This is a genomic window from Planomonospora antibiotica (assembly GCF_014647955.1).
GTDB classification, from domain to species: Bacteria; Actinomycetota; Actinomycetes; order Streptosporangiales; family Streptosporangiaceae; genus Planomonospora; species Planomonospora parontospora.
In genome coordinates, this window is record NZ_BMQE01000005.1 from 72,626 (window position 1) to 85,381 (window position 12,756).

9 protein-coding genes are annotated in these 12,756 nt (G+C 75.7%); 7 read left to right on the top strand and 2 right to left on the bottom strand.

Annotated features, from left to right (window positions below):
• The first annotated feature begins 19 nt into the window (after window positions 1–19).
• On the top strand, window positions 20–343 hold the full coding sequence (locus IEZ06_RS06380; RefSeq protein WP_189235712.1) for a hypothetical protein: 324 nt from the start codon (window positions 20–22) through the stop codon (window positions 341–343).
• 576 nt (window positions 344–919) lie between these two features.
• Window positions 920–2,704, top strand: coding sequence for a right-handed parallel beta-helix repeat-containing protein (locus IEZ06_RS06385; protein ID WP_189235713.1), 1,785 nt, complete (start codon window positions 920–922; stop codon window positions 2,702–2,704).
• Between the two features lie 126 nt (window positions 2,705–2,830).
• Here IEZ06_RS06385 and IEZ06_RS06390 read toward each other — a convergent pair whose 3' ends face one another.
• Together IEZ06_RS06390 and IEZ06_RS06395 are read right to left on the bottom strand one after the other, a co-directional pair.
• On the bottom strand, window positions 2,831–4,366 hold the full coding sequence (locus IEZ06_RS06390; protein WP_203871766.1) for an aldehyde dehydrogenase family protein: 1,536 nt from the start codon (window positions 4,364–4,366) through the stop codon (window positions 2,831–2,833).
• A 115-nt stretch (window positions 4,367–4,481) separates the two neighbouring features.
• Entirely contained in the window at window positions 4,482–4,913 is a 432-nt protein-coding gene (locus IEZ06_RS06395; RefSeq protein WP_189235715.1) for a cupin domain-containing protein, read from the bottom strand.
• A 172-nt stretch (window positions 4,914–5,085) separates the two neighbouring features.
• Between IEZ06_RS06395 and IEZ06_RS06400 the strand changes: the two genes are divergently transcribed.
• The 5 genes from IEZ06_RS06400 (at window position 5,086) to IEZ06_RS06420 (ending at window position 12,648) form a co-directional block, all read left to right on the top strand.
• Complete coding sequence (locus IEZ06_RS06400) at window positions 5,086–6,390, top strand: SWIM zinc finger family protein (protein ID WP_189235716.1); 1,305 nt, start codon at window positions 5,086–5,088, stop codon at window positions 6,388–6,390.
• Entirely contained in the window at window positions 6,387–7,928 is a 1,542-nt protein-coding gene (locus IEZ06_RS06405) for a DUF5691 domain-containing protein (protein WP_229797831.1), read from the top strand. The genes IEZ06_RS06400 and IEZ06_RS06405 overlap by 4 nt, the downstream gene beginning before the upstream one ends.
• Window positions 7,925–8,992, top strand: a complete 1,068-nt coding sequence (locus tag IEZ06_RS06410; protein WP_068895698.1) for an ATP-binding protein — start codon at window positions 7,925–7,927, stop codon at window positions 8,990–8,992. The genes IEZ06_RS06405 and IEZ06_RS06410 overlap by 4 nt, the downstream gene beginning before the upstream one ends.
• A gap of 93 nt (window positions 8,993–9,085) precedes the next feature.
• Window positions 9,086–11,482 (top strand): DUF5682 family protein, encoded by a 2,397-nt coding sequence (locus IEZ06_RS06415; protein WP_189235717.1) that lies wholly within the window; start codon window positions 9,086–9,088, stop codon window positions 11,480–11,482.
• A complete protein-coding gene (locus IEZ06_RS06420) occupies window positions 11,482–12,648 on the top strand; it encodes a VWA domain-containing protein (protein WP_189235718.1) in 1,167 nt (388 codons plus the stop codon). Before IEZ06_RS06415 ends, IEZ06_RS06420 begins: the two co-directional genes overlap by 1 nt.
• Window positions 12,649–12,756: the final 108 nt, after the last annotated feature.

The following is a 12,756-nucleotide window of genomic DNA, read 5'->3' on the forward strand; positions in this document are numbered from 1 at the left end:
ACCAACGGGGGTGGTTCACGTGCGCGACGAGTTCAGTACGCACGAGGTGTGGTCACTGGAGTGCCAGTGCTGCGGGCGCGTCTGGCAGGAGGAGTACGCCGTCCGCCACGCGGCGGACGAGCGCGGCCACGAGGCCGTGGTCTGGACCCAGGCGGGGGAGTCGGTCCAGCCCCCGTGGTCGGGGGTGGACTGCCCCGGTTGCGGAGCCTCCAAGGTGAGCGCCTTCCCGCAGGGGGGACGCCTGCGCACGGCCGCGGCCCGGGCTGACGCGAGCGCCGGTCGCCCGCCCGTGGAGGCGTTGTACTCGCCCGTCCCGCGCAAGCCGCCCGTCTCGCTCTACTGACCGTATCCGGGCCCGCTCCGGGCCCGCTCCGGGGCCGCTCCGGGGCCGGTCAGGGGAGTGCTCGCCCCGGCGCCGATCTGGCCGGGGCGGGTCTCGCGCGTGTCGGTGGATCCGCTGGATCCGCTGGATCCGCTGGATCCGCTGGATCCGCGGGGACCGCGCCGCAGCACGCGGTCCCCGCGGTCGGAGCGACCCCGTCGGAGTCGCCCTCTGAGGGCATGCCGCGATCATGATGGGGGGAACCCCGCGAAACGGTAAAGACCTGGCGGAACGCCGGCCGAGTCCCCGGGCGGCGTCCCGGTTCCCGTCTCGGACCGCTCATCACCTCGGGCCGGTCGTCCGGAGGAGGGCCTCCACGGGAGGGACGACGGCGGGCGGCGGATCACGGCTGGAACGGAGCCGGAGGGCTCGCCCGCCCGTGAAAGTTTCATGGTCCGTTGACATTTGGAAAACGCTTTCCTAGCGTGTCCCTGCCTCCGGGGCACGGAGCCGTGCGCTTCCGAGGGCGCAGGTGATCACCGGACGAACCCGGAGACCGGGTCGCCGTGACCTGCCGGACCAGCAAGGAGCTCGGCTGTGAGAAGCGGATTCGACACCAGGGCCGCGGCCGTCGCCGTCGTCGGCGCGCTCGCCGCGTCCGGATGGGCGGCCGGCACCTCCGCCGCCGCTGCGGCCGCCCCGGCACCCGGTGCCTACACCATCGTCAACGACGCGAGCGGCCTGTGCCTGACCGTCCCCGGAGCCGGTGGCTCCGACGGCCTCCAGCTCACCCAGGCCGGCTGCGGCGCCGCCGGCCAGACCTGGCAGCTGACCGCCGCCGGCGGCGGCTTCCAGCTCAGGGCCGCCCACAGCGCCAAGTGCGCCGGCGTCAAGGACGCCTCCACCTCCGCCGGCAAGGCCGTCCAGCAGGAGGGCTGCACCGGCGCCGCCTCACAGACCTGGAACCTGGTCGCCGCCGGCGCCGCCTACCGCGTGGTCAGCGCGGGCAGCGCCAAGTGCCTCAACACCAAGGACGGCTCCACCGGCTCCGGCGCCCCCGTCCAGCAGAACTCCTGCGACTCGGCCGCCACCAAGCGGTGGCGTCTCGTCCCGGCGGGCGGCGACCCCACGGCCACCCCGACGGCGACCCCCACCGTCACCCCGACGGTCACGCCCACCGCGACCCCGACGGCCACCCCGACAGCGACCCCCACCGTCACCCCGACGGTCACGCCCACCGCGACCCCGACGGCCACACCGACGACGCCGACCGGCACCCTGGTGGTCGCGACGAGCGGCGACGACAGCGGCCCCGGCACGCTGAAGCAGCCTCTGGCCACGATCCACAAGGCGGTGGAGCTGGCCCGGCCGGGGACCGTCATCGCGATCCGCGGCGGCACCTACCGGCTGACCGCCAACATCCAGCTGGTCAAGAGCGGCACCGCGGCCAAGCCCATCACGATGACCGCCTACGACGGCGAGCGTGTGGTCATCGACGGCGAGCAACTGCCCAACACGCCCGCCCCGGTCGGCGGCAGCATCCCCCGGACCGGGCGCGGAGCCGTCCACATGGAGGCCTCGCACTGGAGGCTCATCGGCCTGGAGATCGTCAACGGCCCCTACGGCCTGTACTGCGACGGCTGCAACGACAACGTCTTCGAGCGCCTGTCCACCCACGACAACTACGAGACCGGCGTGCAGATCCAGGGCGCCTCCAGTCGCAACCTCGTCCTCGACCTCGACAGTTACGGCAACCGCGACCCGCGTAAGAACGGGGAGAGCGCCGACGGCCTGGGCATCAAGGAGGGCGGCGGCACGGGCAACGTCGTGCGCGGTGCGCGGCTGTGGAACAACTCCGATGACGGCTTCGACGCCTGGGAGTTCACCTCGCCGATCCTGATCGAGGGCAGCGTCGCCTACGGCAACGGGTTCAACCGGTGGAACCTGCCGGGCTACACCGGTGACGGCAACGGGTTCAAACTGGGAGGCGGCGGGGAGACCGACCCGGCCGCGGCGCACGTGGTGCGCAACAGCATCGCCTACCGCAACCAGGTGGGCGGTTTCATCGACAACGCCAATCCGGGCGCCATCGTCCTGGAGCGCAGCACCGCGTGGCGCAACGGCGGCACGGGCTTCGACGCCTCCGACGCCGACGCGACCCTCACCCGCAACCTGGCCGCCGGCAACGGCAAGGCCGCGGATCTGGGCCCGGCCGCCGCCGGCAGCGGCAACTCCTGGGACACCGGCGGCACCTGGAACGACGCCGCCCTGGTCAGCACCGATCCCGCGACGCTGACCGGGCCGCGCAGGCCCGACGGCTCCATCCCGTCCTCGGACTTCCTGCGCCCCCGCAACGGAGCCGACGTGGGCGCCCGCCTTTAGCCCGGTCGAGTTCTCGGGTACGGCCGGCGGACGGCTCTGCGGCGCGCGCTCCTGACGGCGCTGCCGGGCGGCGATGCATACGGCGAGGCCGCCCCGGCCGGGCGGGACGGCCTCGATCCACCCCCGTCAGAGGCGGAAGTCCAGGTCGGGGACGATCTCGGCGACGTCCATCTGGGCCTTCTGCAGGCGGCCGGAGTAGTCCCAGTTCATCGCCTGCCAGCGGGTGAACTGGTCGAGCACCCACACGCCCGACTGGCGGCTGCCGTTGCCGGACTTGCCGTTCCCGCCGAAGGGCAGGTGCGCCTCGGCGCCGGAGGTGGAGTTGTTGACGCTGACCATGCCCGCACCGATGCCCGCGCGGAACCGGAAGGCCGCCTTCGGGTCGGTGGTGTAGATCGACGACGAGAGCCCGTAGCCGGGCCGGTTGGCCAGCGCGATCGCCTCCTCCAGCGTGCCGAAGGAGGTCACGCCCACGATCGGGCCGAACGTCTCCTCCAGGAAGAGCCGGTCGCCGGCGCGCACGCCGTCCACGACCACCGGGTGGTAGTAGAGGCCGCCGGAGCCGGTGAAGCCGCCCCGGGGGTTCTCCGGCGTGATCCGGCCGACCGGGCCGGAGACGACCGTGTGGTGCGGCTCGATCCAGCCGAGGTACTCCTCGTAGCGCTCGGCGAACCTGTGGTCCAGCAGCGGCCCGCAGAGCACCTCCCCGGCCGGGTCGCCGATCTCCGCCCCGGCCACGGCCGCCGTGTAGCGGGCGAGGAACTCGTCGTGCACGCTCTCGTGCACGATCACCGTACCGAGCGACGTGCAGCGCTGCCCGGCCGTGCCGAACCCGGCGAACAGCGCGCCCTCCACCGCCAGGTCCAGGTCGGCGTCCGGCATGACGACCATCGGGTTCTTGCCGCCCAGCTCCAGGCAGGGCGACTGCAGATGACGCCCGCACAGCTCGCCGATCCGCCGGCCGACCCCGCTGGAACCGGTGAACCCGACCTTGTGCACCGTGCCCTCCTCCAGGGCGGTCTCCAGCCCCGCGAAGGTCTGCCCGCCGTCGGCCAGGACGAGGTTCAGCACGCCGTCCGGGAGCCCCGCCGCGGCCAGCAGCCGGTAGAGCGCGTGCGCGGAGGCCGCGGCGTACTCGGCGGGCTTCCACACCACGGCATTGCCGCACAGCAGCGCCGGGACCAGGTACCACGACGGCACCGCGACCGGGAAGTTCCCCGCGGTGACCACCGCCGCCACCCCGACGGGGACCCGGAAGGTGAACAGGCTCTTGTCCGGCATCTCCGAGGGGACCGTCTGCCCGTAGAGCCGCCGCCCCTCGCCCAGGAAGAAGTCGCAGGTGTCGACGATCTCCCGGACCTCGCCCAGCGCCTCGGCGTACGGCTTGCCGATCTCGCGGGTGACCAGCCGGGCCAGCGCCTCGGCGTTGGCCTCCACCAGCCGCCCGACCGAGGCGATCACCCGTCCGCGCACCGGCGCGGGCACCCGCGCCCACTCCGCCTGCGCGGCCGCGGCGGTACGGCAGGCGGCGGCGAACGCGCCGGCGTCGGCCAGGTGGACGCGCGCGACGACCTCGTCCACGCGGGAGGGGTTGATCGAGTCGTAGGCCGTGCCGCCGGTCGCTTCCTTGCCGCCGACGACGGAGAAGATGTCGAGGGTCACCGTTGACCTCCTTCTTGGGGCGTGTGCCCGCATTCTCTCTGCCCGCCGGCGGCCCGTCACATCCACCCGCCGGGCCGGGGACGCCCGGGGGCGGGATCGGGCGTCCGGGACGGGGTCAGAGCATGCGGAAGTCGGCGAAGTCGAAGCCGGGGGAGACGACGCAGCTCACCAGCACGCCCTCGTCCCCGGCGGGGCGGGCGGCCTGCCAGGTGCCGCCGGGGACCAGGGCCTGCGGGACCTGGCCGTCCTCCACTCTGGGGCCGAGTGTCACCGCGCGGGCCGGCTGGCCCTCGTGGCCGCCCAGGATCAGGGTCAGCGGTCCGCCCCGGTGCCAGAGCCACACCTCGTCGGAGCGGACCACGTGCGGGCGCGACTCCTCGCCGGGCTCCAGCAGGAAGTAGATCCCGGTGGCGGTGGCGCGCGGCCCGCCGTACCCGGGCGGGGCGAGGTCGCAGGAGGTGCGCCAGGTCTCCCGGAACCAGCCGCCCTCGGGGTGGGGCAGCAGGTCCAGGGCCTCGGCGAGCGGAGGGCGGGAAGGCGTCGTCACCGCACCGATCCTAAGTCGTCGCCTCCTAAGTCGTCGCCGCTCCGGTCCCGGAAGGCGGACGGGACCGGAGCCGGGCACGCCCGGGACGGGCACGCGGCGGCAAGCGCACCGGCGGGGGCGTCCGGGACCATGATCGGAGGTTTTGTCGGGGCGCCCCGATAGCGTGCGGCACGTGATCGAACGGTGGAACCGGGACCAGGTGCTCGCGCTCGCGCCCGACGCCCCGTCCCAGAAGGCGGCCCAGGGGGTCTCCTCGCCCGGCAAGTGGTCGGGCGCCGGAGTCACCGCCGACGCGGTGTGGGGCGAGTGCAAGGGCAGCGGCTCCAAACCCTACCGGGCCTGTGTCGACCTGACCGAGCCCGCCTACAAGTGCACCTGCCCCAGCAGGAAGTTCCCGTGCAAGCACGCCCTCGGCCTGCTGCTGCTCTGGTCGGCCGGCGGCGTCCCGGACGCCGCCGAGCCCGCCGACTGGACGGCCGAGTGGCTCGACCAGCGCCGCGCCCGCGCGGCCGCCTCCGTCTCCGCCCGCGCGCAGCGGAGCGACCCGGCCCCCGACCCGAAGCGGGCCGGGCAGCGCGAGCAGCGGGTCGCGGCCGGCCTGGCGGAGCTGGAGCGGTGGCTGGCCGACCAGGTCAGGCAGGGACTGGCCGGGGCACGGCGGCACGACCAGTGGGACGGGCTGGTCAAGCGCCTGGTCGACGCGCAGGCCCCCGGGGTCGCGGGGACCGTCTCCCGCCTCGGCTCCGTCCTGGCGGCCGAGGACTGGCCCGCCCGCCTCCTCGGCGAATACTCCCTGCTCCACCTCCTGCTCACCGCCCACCGGCGTGCGGTCCCCGACGGGACGCCGGACGCGCTCGGCGCGGGGCTGCGGCAGACCGTGCGCACGCGGATCGGTTTCCCCGTCGCCAAGGAGGAGGTGCTCGCCGGTGAGACGGTCCGCGACCGGTGGGACGTGCTCGGGCGGCGCGACGAGGAGCAGGACCGGCTGACCACGCGGCGGGTGTGGCTGCGCGGCAGGACGACCGGCCGGGCCGCGCTCGTGCTCGCCTTCGCCCCCGCCGGGCAGGCGCTGGACGCCTCCCTGGTCACCGGCACCACGATGGACGCCGACCTGGCGTTCTACCCCGGCTCGGCGCCGCTGCGCGCCCTGGTCGCGGAGCGCCACGGTGCGGTCTCCGCGGGCGCCCCGCCCGGCTCCTCCCTGGAGGAGGCCCTCACGGAGGTGGCGGCGGCCCTGGCGGGCGATCCCTGGCTCGACTCGTGGCCGCTCGTGCTCGACCGGGCGGCTCCGATGCGGGACGGCGGATGGCTGCTCGGCGGCCCGGACGGCGGGCTCCCGCTGCACCCGTCGGCGGGCGTGCCCTGGCGGCTGCTCGCCGTCTCGGGCGGGCACCCGCTGACCGTCGCCGCCGAGTGGACCCCGCGCGGCCTGCTGCCGCTCGCGGCCTGGAACGAGGAAGGGCTGGTCGTGCTGTGAGCACTCCCACGAACACACCGCCGGGCACCCCCGCGGACACCCCGGAGGAGCACGGCCCGGTGCCCGATCCCGCGACGTCCGGGGCGCCGGCGGCGGGCGGGGGGCCGCTCCCGGTGGCGGGGCCGCCGACGAGTCCCGCGACCGGCGTCGCGGTCCCCTGGGAGGAGCTGGTCTCCACCGCGCTCGTCGGCACCGACCGCAGGCCGCTGCCCGGCGCGGCGGACCCGGCGGCGGAGCTGCTGGCGCAGGCCGCGGTGCACACCGTGCGGGCCCGCGCCGGGCGGCGTCCCCGCCCCGGGGAGCCGCTGGAGCCCGCCCCGGCCGAGGAGCAGCCCGCCGTCCCGCGCGCCGCGGGCGACCGGCTGGCCCGGATCCTCGGCGGCGAGCAGGGCAGACTGCTCACCGAGTGGCTGGGGACCGCCGCCGGGCTCGGCCGCCGGGTCCCGGCGCACCTGCTGCCCGAGCTCCTGGACCACGCCGCCCGCGACCGTTCGATCCGGCCGTTCGCCGCCGTCCTCGCCGGGCGGCGGGGCCGCTGGCTGGCCCGGCTCAACCCGGCCTGGGACTTCCTGGACCAGGAGGCCGGGGCGGCCGGGCCGAGGTCGGAGGAGTGGGAGCTGGGCACGCCGGGCGACCGGCGCGCCCACCTGGCCGCGCTCCGGGCCGCCGACCCCGCCGCCGCGCGCGAGCTGCTCGCGGCGGCCTGGGAGAAGGAGACCCCCGACGACCGGGCGGCCTTCTTGGAGATCCTCGCCGACGGGCTCGGTCCCGAGGACGAGCCGTTCCTGGAGGCCGCGCTGGACGACCGCCGCCGCGAGGTCAGGCACCAGGCCGCCGACCTGCTCACCCGGCTGCCGGACTCCCGGCTGGCGCGGCGGATGGCCGAGCGGGCCGCCCGCTGCTTCACCGCGGCGGGCCGCCGGATCCTGGTCGATCCGCCGCAGGAGTGCGACGCCGCGATGGAGCGCGACGGCATCCGGTCCCGACCGCCGCACGGCACCGGCGCCAGGAGCTGGTGGCTGCAGCAGCTGGTGGCCCGCACCCCGCTGCAGGTGTGGCCGGCCCTGCTCGGCCGTCCGCCGGGCGAGCTGGTCCGTGCGAAGATCCCCGACTGGGAGCGGGAGGTCCTGGCCGGATGGGTCAGGGCGACCGTGCTCCAGCGCGATCCCGGCTGGGCCCGGGAGCTGTTCGACCGGGACCCGCTCGCCGACCTGCTGGCCGTACTGCCCCGTGAGGAGCAGGAGGCCGTGGCCGCCGGATTCGTCCGAGGCCACGGCCTGGACGGGCAGCTCATCATGGTCCTCAGCGGTGCCGCCGCCCCCTGGGGGCCCGCGCTGACCCGGGCCGTGCTGCAGAAGATCCTCGACCTGTCCGGCACGCAGCCGTGGAACGTCGGCGAGCTGGCCAGGCTCGCCGGCGAGCGCGCCGACCCCGCCCTGCACGGCCTGGCCGAGCGGCTCTCGCTCGAACCCCCCATCCAGGAGGTCGCCGCCCTCCTGCGTTTCCGTGACGACATGCTGAAGGAGCTCATCCCATGACGACGGTGCTGCGCGCCCACGCCGAGGACCAGTACGCCGAGGAGCTGGCGGTGCTGGCCAAGGACGACGACCGGGCCAGGCCGCCGGGCTGGAAGCTGTCGCCGTGGGCGGTGACCACCTACATCCTCGGTGACGGCGACCGGATCACCCCGAAGTACATCGGGCCCCGCCGCATCGTGGAGGTGGCGGTGGCGACGCTGGCCACCGACCGGGCGCTGCTGCTGCTCGGCGTGCCCGGCACCGCCAAGACCTGGCTCTCGGAGCACCTGGCCGCCGCGGTCAGCGGCGACTCCACGCTGCTCGTCCAGGGCACGGCGGGCACCGCCGAGGAGGCGATCCGCTACGGCTGGAACTACGCCCGGCTGCTGGCCGAGGGCCCGTCCCGGGACGCCCTCACCCCGAGCCCGGTGATGCGCGCGATGGCCGAGGGACGGATCGCCCGGGTCGAGGAGCTCACCCGGATGCCCTCCGACGTGCAGGACGCGCTGATCACCGTGCTGTCGGAGAAGACGCTGCCGATCCCGGAGCTGAACGAGGAGGTCCAGGCCGCGCGCGGGTTCAACGTCATCGCCACCGCCAACGACCGCGACCGCGGCGTCAACGACCTGTCCAGCGCGCTGCGCCGCAGGTTCAACACCGTGGTGCTGCCGGTGCCGGCCACCGCGGAGGAGGAGGTGGACATCGTCTCCCGCCGGGTGGAGCAGCTCGGCCGCTCTCTGGAGCTGCCCGAGACGCTGACCGGCCTGGAGGAGATCCGCCGCGTCGTCACGGTCTTCCGGGAGCTGCGGACCGGCGTCACCGAGGACGGCCGGACCAAGGTCAAGTCGCCCAGCGGCACCCTCAGCACCGCTGAGGCGATCTCCGTCATCACCAACGGCATCGCCCTGGCCGCCCACTTCGGCGACGGCGTGCTCCGCCCCTCGGACGTGGCCGCCGGGATCGCCGGAGCGGTGGTCCAGGACCCGGTCTCCGACCGCGTCGTCTGGCGCGAGTACCTCGAGACCGTCGTCCGGGAGCGCCAGGACTGGCGCGACTTCTACCGGGCGTGCCGTGACGCGGGCTGAGCCGCGGCCCCTCCCGCCGGCGGCCCCGGGCGGTCCCGGGACCGCCGGTGGGCCGGACACCCCCTCGGCCCGCATCACGACAGGAGGCGAGCGATGAACGTGCACGTCCTCGGCGTGCGGCACCACGGCCCCGGCTCGGCGCGCTCCCTGCGCGCGGAGCTGGAGCGGCTGAAGCCCGACGTCGTGCTCATCGAGGGCCCGCCGGAGGCCGACGGGCTCGTGGACCTGGCGCGGGACCCCGACCTGCGGCCGCCGGTGGCGCTGCTGGCGCACGTGCCGGGCGAGCCGTCGAAGGCGGCGTTCTGGCCGTTCGCGGTCTTCTCACCCGAGTGGCAGGCGATCCGCTACGCGACCGGGGCGGGCGTGCCGGTGCGCTTCTGCGACCTGCCCGCCGCGCACGCCCTCGCGACCCGCCCGGACACGCCGGACGCCCCGGCGGGGGAGGGCGCGGCCGGCGGGGACGCGGATCCCCCGGCGGACCGGGAGCCCGGGGCGGGCGCGGACGGCGGGCCCGGCGGGCACGGAGCCGACGGGAGCGGAACCGGCGGCGAGGCCGGTGAGGACGCCGGCGCCGGTGCCGATCCCGCGGACACCGGGGACGAGGAGGCGCGGGCCGTACGGGTCGACCCGATCGGGGCGCTCGCCCGCGCCGCCGGTTACGACGATCCCGAGCGGTGGTGGGAGGACGCGGTCGAGCACCGCGGCGACACGCCGTTCCAGGTGATCGCCGAGGCGATGGCCGCGGTCCGCGAGGGGCACGTCCCCGACGCGCACGAGGCGCGGCGCGAGGCCTTCATGCGCCGCACGGTCCGCGGGGCGGTCAAGGACGGGTTCGAGCGGATCGCCGTGGTCTGCGGCGCCTGGCACGTGCCCGCGCTGACGGGCACGCCGGGCAGGGCCTGGGGTGCGGGGCTGCCGGCGGCGAAGGCGGACGACGCGCTGCTGCGCGGCCTGCCCAAGGCCAAGGTGGAGACGACCTGGGTGCCGTGGACCTACGGCCGGCTGGCGGCCTGGAGCGGGTACGGCGCGGGCGTGACCTCCCCGGGCTGGTACCACCACCTGTTCGCCGTGCCCGACCGGCCGGTGGAGCGGTGGCTGACCGAGGCCGCCGGGGTGCTGCGCGCCGAGGACCTGCCGGTCTCCTCCGCGCACGTCATCGAGGCCGTACGGCTGGCGCGCTCCCTGGCGGTGCTCCGCGGGCGGCCGCTGGCCGGGCTCGCGGAGGTCACCGAGGCCGCGCGGGCGGTCCTGTGCGAGGGCGACGACCTGCCGGTGGAGCTGATCGGGCGGCGCATGGTCGTGGGGGAGAGGCTCGGCCACGTCCCCGACGCCACCCCGATGGTCCCGCTCCAGCGGCACCTGCGCGCCGAGCAGCGGCGGCTGCGGCTCAAGCCCGAGGCGACGGAGCGCGAGCTCGACCTCGACCTGCGCAAGCCGCTCGACCTGGAGCGCAGCAGGCTGCTGCACCGCCTGCGGCTGCTCGGGGTGGGCTGGGGCGGCCCGCGGACGAGCACGGGCAAGGGCACCTTCCGGGAGTCGTGGACCCTCGTCTGGCGCCCGGAGTTCGACATCGAGCTGATCGAGGCGGGCGCCTGGGGCACCACCGTCCCGGCCGCCGCCGCCACCCGCGTCCGGGACCTGGCGTCCGCCGCCGCCTCCCTGGCCGACCTGACGGCGCTGGTCGAGCGCTGCCTCCTGGCCGACCTGCCGGAGGCGCTGCCGGACGTGCTGGACGCGCTGTCGGCGCGGGCGGCGCTGGACGGGGACGTGACGCACCTGATGGCGGCGCTGCCCGCGATGGTCAGGGCCCAGCGCTACGGCGACGTGCGCGGCACGCCCGCCGCGGGGCTGTCCTCCATCGCCGAGGCGCTGCTGACCCGGATCTGCGTCGGGCTGGCCGCCGCGGCGGCGGGGCTGGACGACGACGCCGCCCGCGACCTGGTCGGCCACGTCGACGCGGTGCACGCCGCGGTCGGCCTGCTCGACCCCGGGGAGGCCGTGGCGGAGGACGGGCCGAGGGCGCGCTGGCTGGGCGCGCTCCGCGCGGTGTCCCGCCGCTCCGACCTGCACGGGCTCATCGAGGGGCGGCTCGTCCGGATCCTGCTGGACGCCGGCGACCTGGACACCGCGCGGGCGGAGCGGCGCATGTCCCGCGCCATGTCCGCGGGGCACCCGCCCGCCCGGGCGGCGGCCTGGGTCGAGGGGTTCACCTCGGGGGGAGGGCTGCTGCTGGTCCACGACACCCGGCTTCTGGGACTGGTCGACGGGTGGCTGTCCGGGCTGGCCCCCGAGGCGTTCGTGGACGTGCTGCCCCTGCTCCGGCGGGCGTTCGGCGCCTTTGCCGCGCCGGAGCGCCGCTCGATCGGGGAGCGGGTCCGCGTCCTCGGCCGGGGGGCGACCCAGGGGACGGCCGAGGCCGACGACGACGTGGACGACGAGCGCGCGGCGGCGGCCGTGCGGACCGTGCTGGCGATTCTCGGGAGGGCCTGATGGACGACGGAGAGCGGTTGCGCCGCTGGCGGCTGGTGCTCGGCGGCGGTGACGCCGACGGCACCGGGTGCGCGCTGGGCGGGACCGACGCGGGGATGGACGGGGCCCTGGCCGCGCTCTACAACGACGGCGGCGGGGAGGGCTCGCGGGAGCGGAGCGCCGGGCTGGGCGCGTCCGCGCCGAGGGTCGCCCGCTGGCTGGGCGACATCAGGTCCTACTTCCCCTCGACCGTGGTCCAGGTGATGCAGAAGGACGCCGTCGAGCGGCTGAACCTCACCCGGCTGATGCTGGAGCCGGAGATGCTTGAGGCGGTCGAGCCGGACGTCCACCTGGTCGGCACGCTCCTGTCGCTCAACCGGGTGATGCCCGAGAAGGCCAGGGAGTCGGCCCGCGCACTGGTCCGCAAGGTCGTCTCCGAGCTGGAGCGGCGGCTGGTGCAGAAGACCAAGGCCGCGGTGACCGGCGCGCTGGACCGCTCGGCCCGCACCCACCGGCCCCGGCGGGTCGCCGACATCGACTGGGACCGGACGATCCGGGCGAACCTGAAGAACTACCTGCCCGAGAAGAACACCGTGATCCCCTCGCGCCTGGTCGGGTACGGCAGGCGCCAGCGGGCGGTCCAGCGCGAGGTGGTGCTCTGCATCGACCAGAGCGGTTCGATGGCCGCCTCGGTCGTCTACTCCAGCGTCTTCGGGGCGGTGCTCGCCTCGATGCGGTCGCTGAGGACGTCGCTGGTGGTCTTCGACACCGCGGTCGTCGACCTCACCGACCAGCTGCACGACCCGGTGGAGCTGCTGTTCGGCACCCAGCTCGGCGGCGGCACCGACATCAACCGGGCCATCGCCTACAGCCAGGGCCTCATCACCCGGCCCACCGACTCGATCTTCATCCTGATCAGCGACCTCTACGAGGGCGGGGTCCGGCAGGAGATGCTCCGCCGGGTCGCCCAGATGACCGCGGCCGGGGTGCAGGTGATCGTGCTGCTGGCACTGTCCGACGAGGGCGCGCCCTTCTACGACCGGGAGAACGCCGCCGCCCTGGCCGCGATGGGGGTGCCCGCCTTCGCCTGCACCCCCGACGCCTTCCCCGACCTGATGGCCGCCGCGATCGAGCGGCGCGACATCGGCCGGTGGGCCGAGCGCCACCTGGAGCGCCCGGCGGGCTGACGGACCCGTCCCGGCGGGAGGCGGCACGGGGGCCCGTCTTCCGCCGGGACGCCGGGCGCCTGCCCGGCAGGAGGCCCCGCGCCCGGCCGCCGGGACGTTCCGGCGTAT

What these genes read in the sequence shown, in the direction of transcription:
- IEZ06_RS06410 (WP_068895698.1), top strand. Translation starts at nt 7,925, where the DNA reads ATGACGACGGTGCTGCGCGCCCACGCCGAGGACCAGTACGCCGAGGAG.
- IEZ06_RS06415 (WP_189235717.1), top strand. Translation starts at nt 9,086, where the DNA reads ATGAACGTGCACGTCCTCGGCGTGCGGCACCACGGCCCCGGCTCGGCG.
- IEZ06_RS06420 (WP_189235718.1), top strand. Translation starts at nt 11,482, where the DNA reads ATGGACGACGGAGAGCGGTTGCGCCGCTGGCGGCTGGTGCTCGGCGGC.